The 23,766-nt window shown below is 68.0% G+C and carries 13 protein-coding genes and 1 pseudogene; 11 read left to right on the top strand and 3 right to left on the bottom strand.

All coding sequences use genetic code 11. The annotated features are described in order from the left end of the window. The first annotated feature begins 27 nt into the window (after window positions 1-27). Window positions 28-2,472 (top strand): peptidoglycan recognition protein family protein, encoded by a 2,445-nt coding sequence (locus tag EFK10_RS51980; RefSeq protein ID WP_265737491.1) that lies wholly within the window; start codon window positions 28-30, stop codon window positions 2,470-2,472. Window positions 2,473-2,964: 492 nt separating this feature from the next. On the opposite strand, the gene EFK10_RS10170 is transcribed toward EFK10_RS51980, so the two are convergent. After that, the gene (locus EFK10_RS10170) at window positions 2,965-3,375 is read right to left on the bottom strand and encodes a Fur family transcriptional regulator (protein ID WP_127355404.1); all 411 of its coding nucleotides are present in this window, start codon (window positions 3,373-3,375) and stop codon (window positions 2,965-2,967) included. Window positions 3,376-3,589: 214 nt separating this feature from the next. Between EFK10_RS10170 and EFK10_RS10165 the strand changes: the two are divergent. The 3 genes and pseudogenes from EFK10_RS10165 (at window position 3,590) to EFK10_RS10155 (ending at window position 9,358) form a co-directional block, all read left to right on the top strand. Further along, a pseudogene (locus EFK10_RS10165) lies at window positions 3,590-3,932 on the top strand (Fur family transcriptional regulator). Between the two features lie 33 nt (window positions 3,933-3,965). Beyond that, window positions 3,966-6,197, top strand: coding sequence for a catalase/peroxidase HPI (katG, locus tag EFK10_RS10160; RefSeq protein WP_127355403.1), 2,232 nt, complete (start codon window positions 3,966-3,968; stop codon window positions 6,195-6,197). A gap of 938 nt (window positions 6,198-7,135) precedes the next feature. Beyond that, a complete protein-coding gene (locus EFK10_RS10155; RefSeq protein ID WP_206305388.1) occupies window positions 7,136-9,358 on the top strand; it encodes a bifunctional glycosyltransferase/CDP-glycerol:glycerophosphate glycerophosphotransferase in 2,223 nt (740 codons plus the stop codon). Between the two features lie 36 nt (window positions 9,359-9,394). Here EFK10_RS10155 and EFK10_RS10150 read toward each other — a convergent pair whose 3' ends face one another. Both EFK10_RS10150 and EFK10_RS10145 read right to left on the bottom strand, forming a co-directional pair. Next, window positions 9,395-11,467 (bottom strand): hypothetical protein, encoded by a 2,073-nt coding sequence (locus EFK10_RS10150; protein ID WP_127355402.1) that lies wholly within the window; start codon window positions 11,465-11,467, stop codon window positions 9,395-9,397. Between the two features lie 362 nt (window positions 11,468-11,829). Then, window positions 11,830-12,576 carry a GntR family transcriptional regulator gene (locus EFK10_RS10145; protein WP_127355401.1) on the bottom strand — a complete coding sequence of 249 codons (747 nt, stop codon included), beginning with the start codon at window positions 12,574-12,576 and terminating at the stop codon, window positions 11,830-11,832. A gap of 604 nt (window positions 12,577-13,180) precedes the next feature. Here EFK10_RS10145 and EFK10_RS10140 point away from each other — a divergent pair. The 7 genes from EFK10_RS10140 (at window position 13,181) to EFK10_RS10110 (ending at window position 23,370) form a co-directional block, all read left to right on the top strand. After that, entirely contained in the window at window positions 13,181-16,255 is a 3,075-nt protein-coding gene (locus tag EFK10_RS10140) for a galactose-binding domain-containing protein (protein WP_127355400.1), read from the top strand. Window positions 16,256-16,423: 168 nt separating this feature from the next. Next, window positions 16,424-17,521: an enolase C-terminal domain-like protein gene (locus EFK10_RS10135; protein WP_127355442.1), complete on the top strand. Its 1,098-nt coding sequence runs from the start codon at window positions 16,424-16,426 to the stop codon at window positions 17,519-17,521. A 74-nt stretch (window positions 17,522-17,595) separates the two neighbouring features. Then, complete coding sequence (locus tag EFK10_RS10130; protein ID WP_127355399.1) at window positions 17,596-18,630, top strand: sugar ABC transporter substrate-binding protein; 1,035 nt, start codon at window positions 17,596-17,598, stop codon at window positions 18,628-18,630. Window positions 18,631-18,671: 41 nt separating this feature from the next. After that, window positions 18,672-19,760: a mandelate racemase/muconate lactonizing enzyme family protein gene (locus EFK10_RS10125; protein ID WP_127355398.1), complete on the top strand. Its 1,089-nt coding sequence runs from the start codon at window positions 18,672-18,674 to the stop codon at window positions 19,758-19,760. An 84-nt stretch (window positions 19,761-19,844) separates the two neighbouring features. After that, the gene (locus tag EFK10_RS10120; RefSeq protein ID WP_240677118.1) at window positions 19,845-20,852 is read left to right on the top strand and encodes an ABC transporter permease; all 1,008 of its coding nucleotides are present in this window, start codon (window positions 19,845-19,847) and stop codon (window positions 20,850-20,852) included. Then, window positions 20,849-21,853 (top strand): ABC transporter permease, encoded by a 1,005-nt coding sequence (locus EFK10_RS10115; protein ID WP_127355396.1) that lies wholly within the window; start codon window positions 20,849-20,851, stop codon window positions 21,851-21,853. Before EFK10_RS10120 ends, EFK10_RS10115 begins: the two co-directional genes overlap by 4 nt. Beyond that, window positions 21,850-23,370, top strand: a complete 1,521-nt coding sequence (locus EFK10_RS10110; protein ID WP_127355395.1) for a sugar ABC transporter ATP-binding protein — start codon at window positions 21,850-21,852, stop codon at window positions 23,368-23,370. The genes EFK10_RS10115 and EFK10_RS10110 overlap by 4 nt, the downstream gene beginning before the upstream one ends. Window positions 23,371-23,766: the final 396 nt, after the last annotated feature.

The following is a 23,766-nucleotide window of genomic DNA, read 5'->3' as shown; positions in this document are numbered from 1 at the left end:
CGGAAGGGGCTGAGAGCCCGTACCTGGATGGCGCTGGGGGCCGTCGTACTGGGCGGGGCCGGAGTGGCGGCCCTCGTGTCGAGCACATCGGACGGCGGCGTGGCTGCCGCATCGGCCGGGACGGCACCGATCAAGACGTCCGTGCATTCCCTCGCCCTCACCGGGGCGACGGCATCGGTGAAGTCGCTGGCGGCCCGGTCCACGGCCCCGTTCAGCATGGTCGGCGTCACCTGGCCCGGCGCGCACGCCCAACTGCGCGGCACGGTGGAGGTGCGCACCCGGTCCGCCGCGAGCGGCACCTGGACGCGGTGGCTGGCCATGGCGCAGCCCGACGAGATACCGGATCCCGCCGAACTGGACCGCCCCGGGGTACGCGGCGGTATGTCGCCCATGTGGGCCGGCGCCTCAAACGGAGTGCAGGTCCGGGTGGTCGCCGCACGCGGCGAGGCCACGCTGCCGGCCGGTCTCACCGTTGACCTCATCGACCCGGGCAAGGCTCGCACCACCGGAGCCACTACGCCCGGCCTGGGGCTGGCCGGATACGCTATGGCCGCGACCACGACCGACAGTCCCCCGCCGTCCGGAACGGCGAGCGGCACCACCTCCATCACTCCGTCGGACAGCGGCAGCCCGACCGGCACCACCACGCCGTCCAACAACGTCACTCCCTCGGACACCACGGCCGCGACGGCCCCGGTCTCCCCCTCGGACGCCACGGTCTCGGCACCGGCGAGCACGCCCACCACCTCCGCCCCGGCCCCGGCATCCACGTCCGCCTCGCCCACAGCGTCGGCGAGCCCGTGGCCGGGGCAGCTCCCGACACTGGCCCAGGCGTACCCGTCCTGCCCCGCCGCATCTGGCAGCCCTTCCGCGTCGGCCACGCAGACCCAGCCGAGCCCACTACCGGCCCCCACCACCTCGACGATCGCCGCACCCACCGTCGTCACCCGGGCCGGCTGGGGCGCCAACGAATGCGCCCGCGAATCCGGTTACCCGACGTACGGCACGGCCGTGAAGGTGATGTTCGTCCACCACACGGACACCACCAACAGCTACTCCTGCTCCGACTCGCCCGCGATCGTGCGCGGCATCTACGCCGAGCACCTGCGCCAGGCCTGGCGTGACATCGGCTACAACTTCCTGGTCGACAAGTGCGGCACCATCTTCGAGGGCCGCTTCGGCGGCATGGCGCTGCCGATCGTCGGCGCCCAGACCTACGGATTCAACACCAACAGCATGGGTGTGGCCGCTATCGGCACCTACACCGATTTCAGCGGCGGCGACTCCACCGCCAGCACGTTCCCCGGAGCCGCTCCCAGCAAGGCCATGCTGGGCTCCATCGCCCGCATCGCCGCCTGGAAGTTCGGCATGTACGGGGAGAATCCGAGCACCGGCACCGGTTCCCTGACCGAGGGAGCCTCCGACAGTCACGGCTTTACCCAGGGCACGAGCTACTCCTTCCACGCCGTCTCCGGGCACCGCAACGGCTTCGCCACCGACTGCCCCGGCAACCAGCTCTACGCCCAGTTGGGCACCATCCGCTCCTACGCGGCCGGCCCGGTGAGCGGGCTCAGCATCACCGGAATGTCCGGCGGGGCGACCAAGTCCGGCACCGGCTACTACACCAAGGGCGCGGCCAACGTGGCCTGGTCCGCCGCGACACCGTCCGCGGTGATCTCCGGGTTCGACGTCCTGGTCGACGGAAAGGCTGTCAAGCACACTTCCGGCAGCACCTTCTCCGCGGCAATCTCCGTCACCGCCGGTCAGCACACCGTCCAGGTGCGAGCCACCCACATCACCGGCTCGACCACCACGTCCACCGCGCTCACCCTGGTGGGCGACACCACCGCGCCCACCTTCCCGGCAACCCCCAGTGTCCGGCTGCGCACCGGCACGGTGAGCTCCACCGTGGTCCCGGTCACCGTGGGCTGGAAGGCCGCCGACAACGCGGCGCTGTCCAAGGTCACGGCGACCTCGCCGAGCACGGCCACCTTCGGCCCGACCACCACCTCCTGGTCGACCAGCGCCAAGCCGGCCACCTCTGACCTGTTCGCGCTCAAGGCCTACGACGTCGCCGGCAACACCGCCGGCACCTCGGTGTACCGCACCCCGCACATCGTCCAGGAGACCTCCACGACCAGGACCGGCACCTGGACCAGGCGCAGCAGCACCAACTACCTGGGCGGCTACTCCTACAGCTCCTCCGCCGCCAAGGCCTCGATCAGCTGGGCCTTCACCGGCCGCTCGGTGTCCTGGATCGTCTCCCGCTCCTCGTCGTCCGGTCAGGCGTACATCTACGTCGACGGCACCAAGATCACTACGGTGGACCTCAAGTCCTCCACCACCCTCTACCGGCAGGCGATCTGGACCAAGACCTGGTCCGGTTCCGCCAAACACACTCTGAAGATAGTTGTGGTCGGCACCTCCGGCCGCCCGACCATCACCACCGACGGCATCGCGACCATCAGCTGAATCCGCCCCCGACGGCCGCCTGCACTCCGCCCCTCCGTGGCGCGGCGCAGGCGGCCGTGCCCCAATCTCGACAGCCAGCCACGGCGCCGTCATCGGCACCGTCCGGTATCCGGCGCGGCCCGCCCGCCCAGTCCAACCGTGCCGCGTGGTACGCAGTGCACCGACACCACCCCATGGCGCTTCCAGGCCGCCCGGCTCGACCCAGTTTGCGCGGTGGCGGCGGATCCGGCGACGGCGAGGGCAGCCAGGTTCACGTCGGCACCATCCTGCACGCCGCCGCCGGCACTCAATGCGGTGCTGCGCTAGATCCGTACTTCGCGGGTGGCTGATTCAGGTGAACCGGGCCGCTCCCCGAAGCTGCGGCGCGATCGGATTCGATCGACATTCATGCTTCCTCGCGCCGACTCGATACACGTCGATCACCCGACCGGTCACACTCGGTCGTGCACTCCCAGGGGAGCCAACTGAACGGGTGACCCGCGAAGTACGGAGCTAGACGCAGGATGGGCACAACCCGCGGTAGGTGACCTCGACCTCGGACACCGTGAAGCCGAACCGTTCCTCCGCAGGGAGGTCGGCCAGCGGATTGCCGGTCGGGTGGACATCGCGGATGGTGCCGCAGTTGGAGCACACCAGGTGCTGGTGCGGGTGGTGTGCGTTGGGGTCGTAGCGCTTGGCGCGGCCGTCGGTGGAGACCTCTATGACCTCACCGAGGGAGACCAGCTCGCCCAGGGTGTTGTAGACGGTCGCCCGGGAGATCTCGGGCAGACGATGTGCCGCGCGGGCGTGCACCTCGTCGGCCGTGAGATGCACGTGGTCGCCGTCGAGGACCTCCGCAACGACACGCCGCTGGGAGGTCATTCGCCAGCCACGCCCTCGCAGTCGCTCCAGCAGGTCACTCAAATCGGTTCACCTATTCAGGTTCGGTGGGATACCCGAAGTCCCAGTGGACGTCCGGGATTGGATATGGGTTTGGCGCACTTCTTGACTTGGACTCAGTCCATCGTAGGATCAGTTCCGGCGATGGCCAAGGGACAGGAAGACTCCAGTACGGCAGGAGAGACAGAGACGTGACGGGACCACCACCGCCGAGGAGTTGCGCGGTGACGGCCTGTGGGTGACGGCCGCCCGCGTCGTGCTGCTCGGAGACCGTCCGGGACGGTGACCACCTCGGCGTCGAGGCGATCGCCTCCGGGTGCGCGATCGCGTGGGCCATATCTCCCTTCAAGTCGTGTGTGAGGCCCTTCACGCGCGCATCGCGGCGGGACTCGACCGCCGTATCGAACCGGCCGGCCGCCCGGCCCGGTTCGAGGGACGCGTCGTGTCGTCACTGACGTCGACTGCGCGGTCGGCGAGGCCCCTGCCTGACCACGTCCGACGACCATGGCTTCTCGATCGACGAGGCCGAGGTCATCTACTGGAGCCTGTGTCCTGACTGTTCCACCGCCCGCAGTTCCTGAGCACCGTGATCCGCCTGGTCCGGAAGGATTCCTATGTCTGAGAACCATGATGCAATCGTCGTAGACGCGAAGACGGAGGGCGGAGGTGGCTGCCCGGTCGCGCACGGGCGCGCCCTGCACCCGACTCAGGGCGGCGGAAACCGCCAGTGGTGGCCGGAGCGGCTCAATCTGAAGATCCTTGCCAAGAACCCCGCCGTGGCCAACCCCCTCGGCGAGGAGTTCGACTACGCCGAGGCGTTCAAGACCCTCGACCTCCCGGCCGTGAAGCGAGACATCGCTGAGGTGCTGACGACCTCGCAGGACTGGTGGCCGGCCGACTTCGGCCACTACGGCCCGTTCATGATCCGGATGGCGTGGCACAGCGCGGGCACCTACCGGATCAGCGACGGCCGCGGCGGCGGCGGTGCCGGCCAGCAGCGTTTCGCGCCCCTCAACAGCTGGCCGGACAACGGGAACCTCGACAAGGCCCGCCGCCTGCTGTGGCCGGTCAAGAAGAAGTACGGCCAGAGTCTCTCGTGGGCCGACCTCATGATCCTCACCGGCAACGTCGCCCTCGAGTCGATGGGTTTCGAGACCTTCGGCTTCGGCGGCGGTCGTGCCGACGTCTGGGAGCCCGACGAGGACGTCTACTGGGGTCCTGAGACCACCTGGCTCGGCGACGAGCGCTACACCGGCGACCGGGAGCTGGAGAACCCCCTCGGCGCGGTCCAGATGGGCCTCATCTACGTCAACCCGGAGGGCCCGAACGGCAACCCGGATCCGCTCGCCGCGGCCCGCGACATCCGCGAGACGTTCCGACGGATGGCGATGAACGACGAGGAGACGGTCGCCCTGATCGCGGGCGGCCACACCTTCGGAAAGACCCACGGCGCGGGCCCGGCGGACAACGTGGGCGCCGACCCCGAGGCCGCCCCGCTCGAGGCGCAGGGCCTCGGCTGGAGCAACTCCTTCGGCACCGGCAAGGGTGGCGACGCGATCACCAGCGGTCTCGAGGGCATCTGGACGAACACCCCGATCACCTGGGACAACAGCTTCTTCGAGATCCTGTTCGGCTACGAGTGGGAGCTGTTCCAGAGCCCCGCGGGTGCGAACCAGTGGCGGCCGAAGGAGGGCGCCGGGGCGGGCACCGTGCCCGACGCCCACGACCAGTCGAAGAGCCACGCCCCGACGATGCTGACGACCGACCTCGCGCTCCGCATCGACCCGGCCTACGAGCAGATCTCGCGGCGCTTCCTGGAGAACCCCGCCGAGTTCGCGGACGCCTTCGCCCGGGCGTGGTTCAAGCTGACCCACCGCGACATGGGCCCGATCGTGCGCTACCTCGGCCCGGAGGTCCCGGCCGAGACGCTGCTGTGGCAGGACCCCCTCCCCGCGGTGACGCACGAGATCGTCGACGCCGAGGACATCGCCTCCCTCAAGGGCCAGATCCTCGCCTCCGGCTTGTCGGTGTCCCAGCTCGTGTCGACCGCATGGGCGTCCGCCTCGTCCTTCCGCGGCAGCGACAAGCGCGGCGGCGCCAACGGTGCGCGCATCCGCCTCCAGCCGCAGAGCGGGTGGGAGGTCAACGAGGCCGACCAGCTGGCGAAGGTGCTGCGCTCCCTGGAGGGGATCCAGGAGGCCTTCAACGCCGCCCAGACCGGCGGCAAGCAGATCTCGCTCGCCGACCTGATCGTGCTCGCCGGTGGTGCCGCCGTCGAGCAGGCCGCCAAGGACGCCGGCTTCCACGTCGAGGTTCCCTTCACGCCGGGCCGCGTGGACGCGTCGCAGGAGCAGACCGACGTGGAGTCGTTCGCCGCGCTCGAGCCGACCTCCGACGGGTTCCGCAACTACCTCGGTAAGGGCAACCGGCTGCCGGCCGAGTACCTGCTGCTCGACCGGGCGAACCTGCTGAACCTGAGCGCCCCCGAGCTGACGGTCCTCGTCGGTGGACTCCGCGTCCTGGGCGCGAACTACCAGCAGTCGTCGCTCGGCGTCCTCACCACGACCCCCGGGTCCCTGACCAACGACTTCTTCGTCAACCTGCTCGACCTGGGTACGACGTGGAAGGCGACGTCGGAGGACGCGAACACGTTCGAGGGTCGCGACGCCGCCACGGGCGAGGTCAAGTGGACCGGCAGCCGTGCCGACCTCGTCTTCGGGTCGAACTCCGAGCTGCGTGCGCTCGCGGAGGTCTACGCGAGCGATGACGCCAAGGAGAAGTTCGTGAACGCCTTCGTCGCGGCGTGGGACAAGGTCATGAACCTCGACCGGTTCGACCTCGTCTGATCATGACGTCCAGGTCGGCCCGCGCCGGCCGACCTGGACGTCCTCAGTCCCAAGGATCCCGACATCGTCCGCCTCCAGCGCGACGTCGAGAGGGCCGCGGTCGATGCAGGGGGTGAGCCGGTGAGCGTGCCCGCGCGTTTAGGGCCTGTCCGGTCGATCTCCGCGGCGTCGCGTGCCTCCCCCAGCCTGGCGGCTGGGTGGGGGTCCTCCCCCTGGCTTCGCCGGGGGCACCCCCACCGGCCGAAGGCTGGTGGGGGTCCCCCCGGACGGAGTCTGGGGGAGAGTGCCCCCACCACCTTGCGATCGCAGGCGCCAGACCCCGCTCCTTCTCCCACGGAGATCGGCCGGACAGGCCCTAGCCGGCCTCCGGACGGCACCGCGGGCACAGTCCCCAGAACGTGACATCGGCCTTGCGACCAGGCAACCGGCGTCGTCCACCGGATCCAGGCAGGTCGGATGCACCACGACGCAGTCGAGATCCTTGACCGCTCCGCAGCTCCGGCACAGCAGGTGAAGATGGTTGTGCCAGTCAGGCTCGCCTGAACCGAGCTCGCAAGCCGCGGGGCTCTCGATGGAACCATTACTACCGGATATGCATCCCACAGGACGTGGCGCAAGCATATGGATCTCCGTCGAGAGGACTCAGGTCGGCAAGCACCCTGCCGACGACGCCGCCCTCCTGGTCATCGAACGCTCCCCCTCCCAATGGCCGCCGCCCCGCTCTGCTCGCCCGGCGCTGCCAGAGCATCACCGGTTCGCCAGGGTGCCTGCCCGTCCCGGCCTCGGCCGGGACGGCGGCCGCTCTCGCTCGAAAGGGATCGTTCACCCCGGCGGCGCTGGGCGCGCGTCTCCCCGGTGACGCCAGAGACCGTGCTCGCGTGGCATCCAAGTCCCAGCGTCGGCGCCGCAAACGGCCTTGACTCGATCGGAGAACCTGCATGACCTCGGAACCCAGAGCCGCAGCACAGACGGCCGAGGTGATGATCAGCATCGTCCTCCCCGTGTACCAGGTGGAGGACTACTTGCGGCCGTGCCTGGACGCGATCGCCGGGCAGTCGTTTTCCGACTTCGAGGTCGTCGCTGTGGACGACGGCTCGCCGGACGGGTGCGGGGCGATCCTGGACGAGTACGCGCAGAGCGATCCGCGGATCCGGGTGGTGCACCTGGAGCGCAACGTCGGCCTCGGTGAGGCGCGCAACGCAGGGTTCGAGCGCACACGTGGCGAGTACGTCTGGTTCCTCGACAGTGACGATTGGATAGCCGACGAAGCACTGGCTGCGATCGCCGGCAGGCTGGCTTCGAGCCGCCCCGACGTGCTCTTCGTCGACCATGCACGGGTGCTTCCGTCGGGCCGTGTCGAGTCCAATCCGCGCAGGCACCTGCTGAGCGAACCACCGCCGCCGGATGTGTTGGATCTGCGTTCCCGGCCGAGCGTGCTCCAGCTGATGATGACCGCTTGGAACAAGGTGATCCGCCGCGACTTCCTCGCCGACCTGGGCCTGCGTTTCGGGCGCGGACTCTACGAGGACCTTCCGGTCACCTATCCGATTCTGATGGCCGCCCAGCGGATCGCGCTGCTTGACCAGGTCTGCTATTTCTACCGCGAGCGGCGCGAGGGCGCGATAACCGCCACCGTCAGCGACCGGCACTTCGATGTGTTCGGGCAGTACGAGAAGATCTTCGGCTTTCTGGACGACCGGGGCGCGGCGGTCGAGGATTTCCGCGCGCAGATGTTCGACCGGGCGATCTGGCACTACACCACCATCATCGAGGACGCCGGCCGAGTGCCGGCAGCCCGGCGGCGGGAGTTCTTCAGCCGGATGGCCGAGCACTTCGCCCGGTTCCGTCCCCCGCAGTACTCCTATCCGCCGGGCGCCCGCGGCACGAAGTTCCGTCTGGTGGAGCGCGATGCCTTCCGGCTGTTCTCCGCGCTGCTTCCGGTGAACCGAATACGCCTGACGTCACGTCAGGCAGTGGCTCGGGCGGTCGGCGCCGGACGGAAGACGGGCCGCCGAGCGCGCACGGTACCGTCGCTGCTCTACTACCACATGCACAAGCGTCTTCCCCTCGATGACAGGCTGGCCGTCTACGCCGCCTACTGGTACCGCGGCTACGCGTGCAATCCGCGGGCCATTTTCGAGGCGGCGCGGGAACTGGTCCCGGAGGTTCACGGGGTGTGGGTGGTGCGGAAAGACGCGGTCGACTCGCTGCCCGCCGGGGTGGACCACGTGGTGGCCGGGTCGTTGCGCTCCCTGCGCGCGCTGGCTCGCGCGAAGTATCTGGTCAACAACGTCAACTTCCCGCACTCGGTCTCCAAGCGCCGCCAGTCGGTGCACGTGCAGACGCTGCACGGTACCCCGCTCAAGGCCATGGGGCTGGACCAGCAGCGATACCCGGTCGGCGCGCAGGACATGAACTTCGCGCGGCTGCGCGAGCACTCCTCGCGCTGGGACTTCACCGTCTCGGCCAACCCGCTCTCCTCCGAGGTGTGGCAGCGCGTCTACCCTGGCCAATACGAGTTGCTGGAAACCGGATATCCGCGTAACGATCGCTTCTTCCGCGCCGGCCCGGAGGAGATCGCCGGCATCCGCGCCGACCTCGGCATCGCGTCTGGGCAGACTGCGGTCCTGTACGCGCCGACTCACCGGGAGTACGCGGCAGGCTCCGAGCCGCTGCTGGATCCGTCCCGACTGGCAGCCGAGCTTGGGCCGGAATATGTGCTCCTTCTCCGTGCCCACTACTACGACGTCGACGGCACGGGCGCGGCCGCCGAGCAGGGCGGCAACGGCAAGGCACGGGTGATCGATGTGTCGGCGTACCCCGTCGTCGAGGACCTGTGCCTGGCAGCTGATGTGTTGGTGACCGACTATTCATCGATCATGTTCGACTATGCCAACCTCGACAGGCCGATCGTCATCTACGCGCCGGACTGGGAGACTTACCGACGCACCCGCGGCGTTACCTTCGACCTGATGGAGCAGCCGCCAGGAGTCGTCGCCACGACGGAGGACCAACTCGTCAAGGCGTTCCGCTCCGGCGAGGCCGGCGCAGGCGCGGCGGCCAAGGTGCGAGCCGAATTCCGTCGCCGGTTCTGCGTGTTCGACGATGGCCACGCGGCGGAACGGGTGGTGCGGCGGGTTTTCCTCGGCGAGACGGTCTGACCGCCACCGCCACCGCCACCGCCACCGACGACGGTCTCAGCGCTTTGGTTTGTCGGAGGGGACTACCGGGGCCTCGTGACCCGTCTCGGCTGCGGCGCGAGCCAGGAGCCTGTCCAGGGCCCGTTCGAAGAGGGCGAGAGTGTCCGATTCGAACGGGCCCAGTAGGTGGCTCCGCACCCGTCGGCGTTCGTCGGCCAGCGGATCGGCCCCGTCCGTGCCCAGATGGTCCAGGATCTCGTCGAGTTCGGCGGGATCCGCGCCCAGCAGGTAGCCGGCCGCTGCCGCCGGATAGCGCTCGCGGAACTGCTCGGCGCCGAGGCCGGCCGGATTGGTGACGGCGTACGGCTTGTCGGTGACAAGGAAGTCCGTCACGACCCCGGACACGTCACCGATGAGCAGTTCGGCGTGGTTGAAACAGTCGTACAGGCTGGGGGAGGACCCACTGGCGACGCGGTGCCGCCACCAGCCCTCGCCCTCCCAGTAGGCGTCCTGCCAGGCAGCCATTGCCGAGTCCCAGGCGGCGCCCGGCGGCAGGGCAGGCGATCCTGCGTCGCGCGCGGCCTGCGCCTCGTCTCCCCGCCCGCTGCTCGGCTGTCGCAACTCCTCCAGGCGGCGTGCGAGGAGCGGGATCTGGACCGCCTTCGCGGCTCTCTCCCTCTGCTCGTCCTCGGCCCGGCGCTGGAATTCGGGTAGCGCGTCCCGGGCGACGTTCGCCTGGTCGATCATCGTGAGGATCTCGGCATGCGCCGCGCGCGCCCGCCGGTTCAAGGTGCCGGTCAGCGGGTGCGGCCGGTAGATCAGGCGGACCCGCGGTATTCGCTCCATCAGCCTCCGGACGATCTCCGGTCCCATGCCGATCAGGGACGTCGCCGCGCCCGGATCGCCGTGGAAGCCCTCCCAGGTCGGCGCGTACAGCACCGTCGGCATCGGGGAGACGGGACCGGCGCCCAGGGTGTCTACCGGCCACAACGGGGGGCGGCCGACCTCGACGACGTCCGCGTCGGCCACGCCGACCCGTGATCGCGCATAGCGCTCACGCCCCGCCGGCCCGGCGACCCACACCTCGTCGTACACCTTGGTGAAGGGGTTGAAGCTGGTGGGTTTGTCACTGTCCCCGTGACCGAGGTACGCCGTCCGGAAGCCGGGCTGGCGTAGCAGGTGGGTGTTGTTGGCGGCGTTGGCCACGAACAGTGCGACGTGCGCGCTCGGCAGCCGGAAGGCCGTCAGATCGTTCCCCAGCGGCAGGCACACCACAGGCCGGGACGTCGGATCAAGCCTGGGGAGCATCCCGCGTTCGCGCAACACGATGACTACCCGCCGGTCCAGCCGGTCCAGCGTCGGCAGCCATCCGTTGAGCTGGTAGGCCGATTCCATTGCCCCGGAGAAGTACACGAGGACCTCGGGCGCGTAGGCCCGCAGCTGTTCGTTCACTGCCCGCAGCACGGCGCCCTTGTTGGCCAGATGTCTCGCGCGCCACGCGTGCCAGGCCAGCCACCCGGCCGTGACGAGGCCGGCAAGCACCGCGATCCCGGCGCCGACCACCGCCCACCGCAGGTCCGCCACCGCGGCGACCGCCACGCCCGCGATCACCGGCAGGTCTACGAGCGCAAGTGGCCCGCGGTGCAGATCCATCAGGTTGCGTGGCGGTGCGTTCGGGATCCGCAGCACGGACAAGTCCACATTGCGGGTCACCACAGGCAGTCGTCGACACCACCAGACGAACAGCAGAAGCGCCGCGAAACCCACCCGGAGCACCTGCAGCGCGAGGAAGCCGAAGACGACGACGACAAACGTGTCTGTCCCGGCCTCCCCCAGGCGGGCCAGCAGCACGAGCGCTGACGCGCCCCGGACCACCGAACCAGCCGTGACGCTCACGCACACCCGGCCCAGGGGGTCCATCGAGCCGACGATCCGGCGCAGCGCGGGGGGCTCTGCGAGGTAGCTCGCCGCCGCGAACGCGGCGAACGCCCACCCATTCGGCAGCACCGCGGCCACAAACAGCCCGAGCAGCGCGAGCGGCAGCCCTGCGATGCCCACGGCGGTCAGCGGGGACACCCTGCCCAGACGCTCGCCAAGCCGGTTCCTCGGGCCCTCCGCCTTTATCACCACCTGACGGTTCTATCAGAGCCGCGCCGCCCGACGTCGCCCACCCCGCACTCCGACGCCCCTACGGCCGCCCTGGTTCTGGGCTGGAAGCCTGGTTGCCACGCGTGCCCGGGCCAGACGGTTCCTGTCGTCTGCGTTCATGTCCCTTCTTGCCGATCCTGGCCGCGCGCATCGAGAACCGGTACGGGCGGCTGGCGGCTCTGCTAGGGCGCGGCGCGCATGCCGACGGCCTGCCATTGAGGGCGCGAACACCTAGGTCCAAGTCATGAAGCGGCAGATGTACGGCCGAGCCGGCTTCCTCCTACTCCGCGGCGAATACCGCTCTCGTAGACAACGCTACGTTACCGCCGCATTCATGCCGGGGCCTAATTCATGATATTCCCGCCACGATTCTGGCTGCGCTGTCGTTCCAGACTGCGTTTCAGGTGTTCCGCCATCGCCTCAGAGGCCTTGTCCGGGCTGCGGCGAAGAACAGCGCGGACTATCCGTTCGTGCTCGGCGAGGGTCGGTTCGCCGATCCCCGGAATGCTGCTGAGCCGGAAGATGTGCAGGTGGGAGTGGAGCCGCTCGACCGCGTCCGCAAGCATGGGGCGCCGGGCGGCTTCGGCTAGGAGATCGTGGAAGCGCTGGTCGAGGGCCGCGAATTCGCGGTACGCGGCGTAGGGGCCGTCCGCTCCCGGTTGGCTGCGCATGGCTTCCACGAGCTGTTCAAGCCGGTCGAGCTGTCGCTCGTCGGCGTTGCTCGCGGCGAGAGCGGCGGCGGTCGGTTCCAGCAGGAGCCGCATCTCGTACAGTTCCTCCAGACCCTGCGCAGTCAGGAGTTCGGTGGCGCGGTAGCCGGCCCGGGACCGCTTCACCACCAGACCGTCGGACTCCAGTCGTGCCAGAGCCTCACGTACGGGGGTGGGTGAGACCTCGAGGTGGCGCGAGAGGGCGTCTATACCTACGCGGGCCCCTGGCGTGATCGCATGATCCATGATCATTGCCTTGATGGCCTCATAGACGCTGTCTGCCAGCACTTGCCGCTGCGGCGCCAAAGGGTGAACGTTCTGTGGCCCATCGGCCGCGTCGCTCACTCTTTGATCGGAACCGGACGGGGTCTCCGCCAGCATCCGGCCTCCTGTGGGGAGAAGGGTTATTCGTTGGGCTTCACTCTAGCGAACCGGACGTTCGTGCAGGTCGGGGACGTGGTCGGTGGTGTCGGCCCCGAGGTTCGGCAGAGAGGGCGTTGCCGGCGTTGACCCTATGGAGGTCGTCGACGATTTCGTCGGCCGGGCGCGGGGCACCGGTGCTGGTGGTGTGGAACTCGGAGCGGTTGGTATCGAAGGTTCGCTGCCGCTGCGGTCACTGTTGGCGACGACCGTGCGCGGTCTCCACAGAGAAGGGGGGTGAGGGTGTCGAAGTGCCGGAGGGGACGTTTAGTTGTCCGCGGGCCGCGTCCACGCCTACTGACGCATGTCTACCTCCCACGGAGATGCGATTCTATATGATTTGCAAGCTGATCATGAAGTGTCAAGGGGTGCGACGAGGGTTCTGAGGTGGGCCGGAGTGCCCCGCGGGCCACGAAGTTGGGCTGTGACTAGAGCTTTACGTGCACGATGCCTTGACGCGGCGCTGAGGATGACGCAGCATCACGCTGCAAATATCCTATTGGATTTCGGGGCATCCTTCCTGCCCGTCGCCCGTGCCGGGAGTCCCCAAAGGAGTGGAAACCGCATGCCACGTCGTCTTCTAAAGCGGGCGCTGCGTGCTCTCGCAGGCGTCACCGGCGTCATCGGGATATCGGCCGCCGCACTGGTCGCCGTGTCAAGCCCCGCGCAAGCCCAAATCGATGGGATCTATGTCGCTCCTGACGGGCATGGCCAATCGTGCTCCGTTCGGCAGCCCTGCTCCGTCGAGCAGGCCAAAACCTCGGCCGCACGGCTCGCCGCACACAGCCAGGGTGACGTCCACGTCGAGCTGGCCGGCGGAACCTACCGGCTCAACGCCCCGCTGAACTTCGGCCCGAAGGACTCCGGGCAGAACGGCAACCGCATCGTCTGGCAAGCCGCTCCCGGCGCGCAGCCGGTCCTCAGCGGAGGCGTCCCCATCGGCGGATGGCAGCCGGATGCTGGTAACCCGAAGCTGTGGTCGGCCTCTGTCCCCGCCGACCTGACCACCCGTCAGCTGTACGCAGACGGCAGACGTATACCGCGAAGCTCCGGCACCAGTCCGGTGGCGCTGACCCAGACTGCGGACGGATTCGTGGCGGCCAACGACACGCTTGCGTCCTGGCGGAACCCGTCCAACATCGAGTTCGTCTTCGACGGCGGCCACGGCGCGTGGACGCAGCCTCGCTGCGACGTCGCGTCCATCGCCGGCAAGGTCATCACCATGCGCCAGCCATGCTGGTCGAACATGGATCTGCCAAGCACACCGCTTGCTCCGGACGGCGACAACCCGTCGGGCGGGTTTCCAGCACTCGACAAGTCGGCTACGCCGACGACCATCGAGAACGCCTACGAGCTGCTCAGCCCCGGCACTTGGTACCTCGACCAGACGCGCCACGTCCTCTACTACGACCCGCGGCCCGGGGAGGACCCCGCGGCCATGAGCTTCGTCGCGCCCGTGCTCGAGCAACTGGTCACGACTTCCTCGACGGCCGACAACCCGCTGCACGACGTCACCTTCAGCGGCATCACGTTCGCCTACACCACCTGGCGCCAGCCGAGCAGCAACGACGGCTTCCCCGACATGCAGGGCACCATGTACATCGAGGGTCCCAACGGCTCCACGACGCAGGGCCTGTGCCAGTACGTGTCTCCGGCCGGCACCTGCCCGTTCGCCGCGTGGAGCCGCCCGCCGGCCGCAGTCGATCTGGTGGGCACGAGGAATGTCTCGATCACCGGCAATGTCTTCGAGCACCTCGGTGCCGCCGGTCTGGGGACGTACCACGGTGCCAGCAAGGATCTCATCTCCGCGAACGAGATAACTGACGTCTCAGGCAACGGGCTCCAGTTCGGCACCACCGACGACCCTCAGCCGACCACGTTCGCCACGAACCTCTCCCAGGGCCGGCGGGCGACGCAGTCGTCGACCCAGGGCGGCTCCGACGCTCGACTCGCCGTCGACGGCGACACGACACGTACGTCGGGCAGCAGCACGCAGCAGCAGGACAACCCCTGGTGGCAGGTCGACCTCGGCAGCGTGAAGCGGCTGTGGCAGACGGGCATAACCGCCTCGACCGGCTCCGACCTGAGCGACTTCTGGGTGTTCGCCTCCAAAACCCCGTTCGACACCCGGTTGACGCCACAGCAACAGGCCGCCCAGCCCGGGGTCTGGTCCAGGCACCAGGCCAGCGCCCCCAACGGCCAGATCGTCGTGCCGACCGACACCGCCAGCCGTTACGTCATGATCCAGCAGGCCGGCGTGCACTCACTGGCCCTGGCTCAGGTCGCCGTCGGCTCGGGAGCCGAGATCTCGGTCGGCAATACCATCACCAACAACTACATCCACAACGTCGGCGTCGAGTACACCGGGGCAGTGGGTATCTGGGGCGGATACGCCCGCAAGACCACGATCAGCCACAACGAGATCGGCGACCTGCCCTACACCGGCATCAGCTTCGGCTGGGCGGGCTGGCACACCAACGCGACGACCCCGGACACCAACCCGAACATCCAAGCCGACAACGTCATCTCCGACAATGTGATCTACAACGTGATGGGGACCCGGCAGGACGGCGGACCCATCTACACCAACGGCCCCCAGGGACAGAGCCTGGCACACGGCCTGACGCTGCAGGGCAACGTCACCTTCGCGAACAAGCAGACCAGCTTCGCCAACTACAACGATGAAGGCAGCGCCTACATCACCATCGACGGCGGCGTGCAGTACGCCGACGGCGGCTACTTCAACGGCGGCTGCTCGACCACAGGCCACATCATCGTCAAGAATTCCTACCGCGTCGGACGCCTGAACAACTACTTCTGCGACAACGTCGGCACCGACTTCGTCGACGGCGGCGGCAACACACTCATCCCGTCCAACCCGACACCCGGCACCGTCCCGAGCAGCACCCTCGCCGGAGCGGGCCTACAGCCGGCGTTCCAGCGGCTGACCACCGCCCAGGCCCCGGGTGTCCTGGTCGTCAGCCCGATCGTCAACCACCAGGTGATGATCTCCGGCCACGGCTTCACGCCGACGTCCAGCGTGAAGATCAACGGCACAGCGGCGACTCAGGTGAACTACATCGGTCCGAATCAGATCACGGCCACGCTCCCCACCGGCGTCTACGACGGCAACGTCAGCGTCACCACCGCGGCGGGCACGAGCGCGGTCGGCGACACCAGCTACACCTACGACGCATCGAACAACGTCGCGCAGGGCAAGCCGGCGACGCAGTCCTCAACGGCATTCGACAGCCCTGCGTCGCACGCGGTGGATGGGGACACGAATGGTGGGTACGGGGCCGGCTCCCTCTCGCACACCGATTACAACCAGTACGCCTGGTGGCAGGTCGACCTCGGCTCGTCGCAGTCCCTGAGCAGCATCAACCTGTGGAACCGCTCGGACTGCTGCAGTGACCGGGCCTCCGACTACTGGGTGTTCGTGTCCGACACGCCGTTCGACCACTCACTGACGCCCGCGCAGCAGGCGGCCCAGCCCGGAATGTGGTCGAGCCACCAAACCACAACGATGGGCCGGCCGACCAGGCTGCCCGCATCGACCACCGGTCGATACGTGATGGTGCAGCTGGCAGGCACCAACTATCTGGCGCTGGCGGAGGTCCAAGTGTTCCGGATGCCGTAAGTCGAGGCACACGCCTCGCGCCGGACGGGGCCGCCCCGAATCGACGCGAGGCACACGCCTCGCGCCGGACGGGGCCGCCCGGAACCGATCCGACCGGCTGTTTCTGATGACACGTTATGTCGCGCCGCTGTGGTGCCCATGACGACAACATCGCGAAAGGATCAACCAGTGCGCATCACGCATGTCGAGAGCTTCCGGGTCCCGCTGCCCGGTCCTCGTCCACCGTTCGTCTGGCGGCGTGGTCTGCTCGGCTCCGCACCCGACGGCGAGGCGGCAGTGTTGCGGATCGGCACCGACGAGGGCGTGAGTGGTGTCGCGCTCGCGACGCGGCCCGGGATGGCGGTCGTCGTCGAGGACCTCGTCGACCGGGTGCTGCGCGAGGAACTGGTCGGCACCGATCCGCTGCAGCGCGAGTACCTCTGGCACCGGATCTGGGAGATCGACCGGACCGAGGAACTGCCCCTGCCGGCGTTGGGCCTGGTCGACATCGCACTGTGGGATCTCGCCGGGCGGCTGCACGGCCGGCCGACCTGGCAGCTGCTCGGGGGATTCCGCGACAAGATCGCCGCCTATGCCTCCACCGTGACGTTTCGGGATGTCGCCGAGTACCTCGACGTGGCGACCCAGTGCCTCGAGCTCGGCTACCAGGCGATCAAGGTGCACGCGTGGGGGGATGTCCGTGCGGACACCGAGCTCGCGCACCGCCTACGCGCCCATGTCGGTGACGACGTTCCGCTGATGTACGACGGCTCGGCCGGTTTCGACCTCCCCGATGCGATCCGTGTCGGTCACGCGCTCGCCGACGCCGGATTCCTCTGGTACGAGGAGCCGATGCGCGAGTTCAACGTGAACGCCTACCAACGGCTCGCGCAGACCGTCGACATCCCGCTCCTTGTGGCTGAGACGTCCGACGGCGCACACATGAACACAGCCGACTTCATCGTTGCGGGCGTCGCCACCTTTGGCGTTCGAGCCAGCGCGTCGACCCGCGGCGGGATCACGGGAGCGCTCCGCACCGCCCATCTCGCCGAGGCGTTTCGCACCCGCGCGGAGGTTCTCGGTGACGAGATCCCCAGTCAGCACCTGTCCATGGCGATCCCGAACACAACCTTCTTCGAGTCGCTCATCACTGCCAATCCCGTCGTGAAAAAACCCGAGATCGGCAGCGACGGTTACCTGCACGCGCCTCTCGACCCGGGGATTGCGCTACCCGCCGCCCTGGACTATCCGGCGGCGCTGCACGCCTACGTCGAGAGCAACATCTGAAGACCTTTCCCACCCAGCGCAAGTCACTACAGATAGGTAATGCCATGCGTATTTGCAAATCCTCAACCAGAAGTATGGCACTGGTCGCAATAGCGCTTTCGGTAACGCTGGCCGCAGCCGGCTGCGCCAAGAAGAGCGACGCCGGTACGGGCGCCGCACAGAGCAACACGCTTTCCCCGGCCAAGGTCAAGATCGCGTTCGTGCCCGGCGGCGCTCACCCGTACTTCCAGCCTTGGAAGAACGCGGCGCAACAGGCCAAAACCGACTTCGGACTGGGCGGGGTGACGTACAACGAGACCGCCGGCTGGGACCAGACCAAGCAGAACAACCTTCTGCAGTCGCTGGCCGCCCAGGGCTACAACGCCTTCGGTGTCTTCGGGGTGTCCCCGGACAACATCAACTCCACCTTCAGCGACCTGGCGGCCAAGCACCTGCTCGTCGCCTCCCTCGGCTCCTGCCCGGCCGGCACCACCGATGCGGCCTCTTTCTGCCTGGCCACCGACGTTGAGACCGCGGCGTACCAGGCGGCCAAGACGGCCATTCAGCAGATGGGCGGATCCGGAAACCTGGTCCACCTCACAGGGAACAAGACCGACTCCAACACCCAGCGCCGCATCGCCGGTGTCCAGAAAGCCGTGGCGGAGACCAACGGCAAGGTCAAGCTGCTCCAGACCGTGACCGACATCGACACGGACCTGCAGACCGCCCAGAAGGCCGTGACCGATCTGCTCGCCGCGAAGGGCACACAGATCAAGGCGATCGTGAACACCGCCTACAACCCCGCCGTCGCTTCAGCGTCCGCGGTCAAGCAGTCTCATCTGCCGATCAAGGTCATCGCAATCGACGACGACCCGACCATCATCGCCGGAATCAAAGACGGCTCGGTGGCCGCGACCGTTGTGCAGAACCCGGTCGGTCAGGCCTACGTCGGCGCCTACGGCCTGATGAAGCTCGCCGGTGGCTGCACCATGACGACGCCAGGCGTGGACATCGACTCGGGCTCGTTCGTCGTCACCAAGACCAACGTCGCCACCTACGACACCCAGCGGGAGGCCAAGACCACGCAACTGAAAGCCGACTTCGACAGCAAATACCTTTCCTGTAAGTGAGGGCGAAAGCGCTTTCGACCGAGGCAGTTCCAGGAGAAACTTTGTCCATTATCACCGATGCCCGGGCGTATCTCGTCGATCTGCCCGTCGAGGCGGTGCGCACCGATGCAGTGCAGTCCTTTCTCAAACAGGAAACCATCTTCGTCGAGATCACGACCAGTGACGGCCTATTGGGGCGTGGCTACAGCTACACCATCGGCACGGGAGGCACCGCGATCCTCGCGATGCTGAGTGACTACCTGCTTCCCAAGCTCATACATCGCGACGCACGCCATACCGAGGCGATCTGGCGTGACCTGTTCGCCTCGACACGAGCCACGGCGGTCGGCGCCATCACCTCCCTGGCCCTGGCCGCCGTGGACACCGCGCTGTGGGACTGGCGCTGCCGCCGGACGGATCAGCCGCTTTGGATCGCCGCCGGCGGAGCGTCGGACCGCGTCCCGCTGTACGACACCGAGGTCGGCTGGCTGCACCTGTCGATCGACGAGCTCATCAGCGGTGCCAAGGCGGCACTCGACTCCGGACGCGGCGGCGTCAAGATCAAGATTGGCAAGCCGGACCCGGCAGAGGACGTCGAACGTCTCGCCGCCGTGCGCGGCGCGCTCGGGCCCGGGATCGACCTGATGGTTGACGCCAATCAGTCGCTGACCGCGGCGGACGCCGTCCGGCGTGCCCGCCTGCTCGAACCTGTCGACATCTACTGGGTGGAGGAGCCGCTGCCCGCCGACGACATCGCCGGCCACGCACGTCTTGCCAGGTCGACCACTATTCCGGTGGCCGTCGGGGAATCCTTGTACTCGATCGGCCAGTTCGCCGAGTACATCCAGCAGGGCGCCGTGGGGATCGTGCAGGCTGATGTCGCGCGGATCGGCGGCATCACTCCGTGGCTGAAGGTGGCGCATCTCGCCGAGGCGCACAACATCTCGGTCTGCCCGCACTTCCTGATGGAACTGCACGTCAGCCTGTGCGCTGCGGTGCCGAACAGCCGCTACGTCGAATACATCCCGCAACTCACGGCGATCACGTCTTCGCGGCTCGCCATCGAGGACGGCGCGGCGCTCGCCCCGGACACACCGGGGCTGGGCATCGACTGGGACCTCGACGCCATCGACGACCATCGGGTGGCGTGAGCCATGTCCGCGCCCCTGCCGCAGCCCGATCCCACGATCGCGACCGGCCCGACGAGTGACCAGCAGGTGGCACAGCCTCGCGCGGTGCGCACCCTGCCATTCTGGGCCAACCCGCGCTTCGGTCTGCTCATAGTGATCGCCGTGCTCGTCGTGGTGTTCTCCTCACTGCGGTCTTCCTTCCTCAACGTCGACCTCACAATCGTGCCGATGCAGGCCGACCTCAGCGTGTTCCTCGTCGTCGGCCTCGCCCAGCTCGCGGTGCTCTCACTCGGCCACATGAATCTCGCCGTCCCGCGCATGGCGGCGATCTCCGCCTTCGTGATGGGCTGGTGCTACCAGCACCTTTCCGTACCGCTATGGCCCGGATTGCTGATCGGCCTCGCCGTGGGTGCGACCGTCGGTGCGGCCGCGGGCTGGATCATCACCACGACCCGCGTCAACTCGTTCGTCGTCACCCTGGCCCTGGACTTCGCGCTCGTCGGTCTCGTCTCCCTGCTCTACAGCGGCGTCGGTGACGGCGTCGCATTCAACGTCCACCCGGCCGGCATGGACTCGCTGCGGACAGACACCTTCAGCGACTACTGCATGGGAAATCTCTGCGGACCGCCCGTACCACTGATCGTCCCGATCGCCGTCCTCGCGGCTATAGTCGTCGGGCTGCTCTTCCGGGTGTCCCGCGTGGGCCGGGAAATTCTGATGACCGGCTCGAACCTGAGGGCGGCGGAGCTTTCGGGCATCCCGACGTCGCGGCGCATCATCCAGGCGCACGCGCTGTCAGGCCTGCTGTCCGCGCTTGCCGGGTTCCTGCTCGCCATCAACAGTGGCGCGTTCTCCGCCGATATCGGCAGCTCCTTCATGCTGCCGTCCTTCCTCGGACCGGTGCTCGGCGGAACGCTGTTGAGCGGCGGAGCCGTCAGCGTGCTGGGGACGGTGCTCGGTGCCGCGCTCACGGAGGTCATCCGGACCGGGCTGAACCTGCTGCAGTTCTCGGTCCAGCAACTCAACATCTACATCGGCGTTGTCCTGGTCGTCGCCCTGTCGCTGGACCGAGTCCGCCAGGTCGTCGCCGAGCGCCGAGGGAGCCGCTCATGACCGCGACAACCAGCAGTACAGCAACGGCGGGCACCGCTCGGCGACGGCGCTTCCAAGAAGTCGTGCGGACCTCCGAGTTCACGCTCGTCCTTGTTGCCGTCGCAGGTTTCGTCGTGCTGGCCGCTACCACTCACGGCAATCTGCTTCACGGCGCCACGCTCACAGCGGTCTTCCAGTACCTGGCCGTGCCGATCCTGGTCGGGCTGGCTCAGATGGTGGTACTCGGTGTCGGGCAGATGAACCTCAGCGTCGGGGTGCTCACCGGCTTCTGTTCGATGGTCGCGGCGTGGCTTATGGTCCAGGCCGGACTGCCGGCTTGGCTGGCGATCATCGCCGGTATGCTGACCGGCGCGGCGGTGGGCTTGGTCAACGGGGTCGTTGCGGTGGTGACCCGCATCAACGGCTTCATCGTGACCCTGGCGAGCATGACGATCATCGACGGGTTGCGCTACGGCGTGCACGGGACCGCCACGTACCAGGGCTACTCGCACGGCCTGGTGAGTCTCGGGCAGGGGTCGACCCTGGGGGTGCCGAACGCGTTCCTGGCCGCTGTGGTCGTCGCCGCGCTGGTGGCGGTGTTCTTCCGCCGGGCCGCGCTCGGGCGCCAACTGCTCGCCACCGGAGGCAACCCGCTCTCGGCACGGCTGTCCGGCATCTCCAACGACCGCTCGATAGTCCTCGCGCACATGCTCTCCGGGCTGCTCGCGGGCGTCGCCGGTGTGGTCGAGGTGGCCCTGTCCGGTTCCGTGAACGCCTCTATCGGCGACGACCTGCTTCTGCCGAGCTTCGCCGCGCCCATCATCGGGGGCGTCGCACTGGCCGGTGGTGTCGTCAGCGTGGTCGGCACCTGCCTGGCCGCCTTGATCGTCCGGTTGGTCGACGTCGCGCAGGCCCAGTACTCCATCGACCCCAGCTGGGTCAACCTGATCGTGGGCGCCGTCGTTCTCGGCGCCGTCCTCCTGACTCAGATCCGTGTGCGGCAAAGGGGAAGCCGACGATGAAATTTGTCGCCGAAAAACTGGTCAAGACCTTCCCCGGCGTCCGCGCCCTCGACGGAGCGTCACTGGTCCTGGAACCGGGCAGCGTCCACGCGATGCTGGGGGAGAACGGGGCCGGCAAGAGCACGCTGATCAAGATCGTCACGGGCGTGTACCAGCCCGACGGCGGTCGCCTGCTCGTCGACGACGGCGCGGGCGGCCTGACAGAGACCCGCTTCGCCAGGCCGCAGGACGCGCAGCGTGCGGGGATCGGCGTCGTGCACCAGGAGCGCAACCTGATCCCCGAGTTCTCGGTCGCCGAGAACATCGCCCTGCAGGCCGTGCCAACGCGTCGCGGATTCGTCGACCGTGCCGCGATGCGGGCGCTGGCGCGTCGATGCCTCGACCAGCTCGACGTGCGGCTCGATGTCGACCAGGCGGTCGGGTCGCTGTCGGTCGCACAGATGCAACTCGTGGAGATCGCCAAGGCCCTCGCCGTGGACAGCACCGTCCTCCTGCTCGACGAACCCACCGCGTCACTGACCGGTGACGAAGCCGACCGGCTGTTCACCGTCGTGCGCCGACTGCGCGACCAAGGTCACTCCGTTGTGCTCGTCAGCCACAAGCTCGAGGAAGTCTTCGCGGTCGCCGACACGGTGACCATCCTGCGCGACGGACGCAGCGTCGCCGAGGCTCATCCGCTGGCCGACTACTCCCGCCAAGAGATTGTCAACCTGATGGTCGGTCGGGCGCATGCGGATCTCGCGCTCCAATCCCGGCGCGTAGACACTGACGCAACCCCGGCGCTGGAGCTGCAGGAGGTCTCCACCGCGATGGGCCACCGGGACGTGTCGCTGCGGGTCCAGCCGGGCGCGATCCTCGGGCTGTACGGACTGGTCGGCGCGGGCCGGAGTGAACTGGTGCGTGCCGTGCTCGGGCTGGAGACGATCACTTCCGGTGTTATACGTGTCCATGGCAAGCCAGCCCGGATCCGTAACGTCGGGGACGCCCTGCGTCGTTACCGCATGGGCTACGTGACGGAGAACCGCAAGGAGGAGGGTGTCTTCCTCGACCAGCCGATCAGCCGCAATGTGGCGGTCACCGTGTGGCAGCGCATCGCGCGTGCCGGTGTGGTCCGTGACCGCGACGAGCGATCACTGGTCGAGATCTACCGAGAACGGCTGGGCATGCGCATCGCCGCCCCTGGTCAGCTCGCGGGCCAATTGTCCGGCGGCAATCAGCAGAAGGTGAGCTTGGCCAAATGGCTGGCTGCCGACTGTGACATTCTGGTGATCGACGAACCCACCGTCGGCATCGACGTCCGCACCAAGGCGGCTTTTCACGAGCTCATCCTCGGCCTGGCCGATACCAGGATCGCCATTCTGCTGATCTCTTCCGACTTGCCGGAGATGATCACACTCGCCGACCGCATCACGGTGATGAGCGAGTACCGGATCGTCGGTGAGCTGGACAACGACCACGACTACCAGGCAACCAGCCAGGCCGTCATGAGCATGATCCACGCCGGCACGGCCGCGTGAGGCGGCTTGCGGACTCCACGAAAGGAATGTCCCGTGCGCTTCGCCCGCTTTTGCGGGTCGATGGCCGCGAAACGACCGACCGCATGGGACGGCCGGTCCTGGCGGGGACCTCTCCGGGATCACGCCGGACATCGACGGCGGCCCGTCCAGGCGAGCGTGGTTTACTCCAGGGCGAAGCCGCGGCGGAACAGGGCATCGCGGGAGATCTCTTCAGCAGCAACCATGCCCTGATTCTCTCCAGCCTTCTTTCACCGCTGGCAGCTGTCCTGGAAGGCCTGGCCGAGGGTGGCGGTCGCGGTGTCCTGGCCGGTGGCCCGACCTGAGTGCCCAGACCAGGCCCTGTACAACGATGCGGCCAAGTGGTGCGCAAGCGGGGGGGGGCTCTTGTGAGCGTGT

Source organism: Streptomyces soli, from assembly GCF_003999195.1.
GTDB lineage: Bacteria > Actinomycetota > Actinomycetes > Streptomycetales > Streptomycetaceae > Actinacidiphila > Actinacidiphila soli.
This window is presented reverse-complemented; position numbering and strand designations above follow the sequence as displayed.

Coding starts and splice junctions, on each gene's coding strand:
- EFK10_RS51980 (WP_265737491.1), top strand. CDS start 28: ATGGCGCTGGGGGCCGTCGTACTGGGCGGGGCCGGAGTGGCGGCCCTC.
- katG (WP_127355403.1), top strand. CDS start 3,966: ATGTCTGAGAACCATGATGCAATCGTCGTAGACGCGAAGACGGAGGGC.
- EFK10_RS10155 (WP_206305388.1), top strand. CDS start 7,136: ATGACCTCGGAACCCAGAGCCGCAGCACAGACGGCCGAGGTGATGATC.
- EFK10_RS10145 (WP_127355401.1), bottom strand. CDS start 12,576: ATGCTGGCGGAGACCCCGTCCGGTTCCGATCAAAGAGTGAGCGACGCG.
- EFK10_RS10140 (WP_127355400.1), top strand. CDS start 13,181: ATGCCACGTCGTCTTCTAAAGCGGGCGCTGCGTGCTCTCGCAGGCGTC.
- EFK10_RS10130 (WP_127355399.1), top strand. CDS start 17,596: ATGGCACTGGTCGCAATAGCGCTTTCGGTAACGCTGGCCGCAGCCGGC.
- EFK10_RS10115 (WP_127355396.1), top strand. CDS start 20,849: ATGACCGCGACAACCAGCAGTACAGCAACGGCGGGCACCGCTCGGCGA.
- EFK10_RS10110 (WP_127355395.1), top strand. CDS start 21,850: ATGAAATTTGTCGCCGAAAAACTGGTCAAGACCTTCCCCGGCGTCCGC.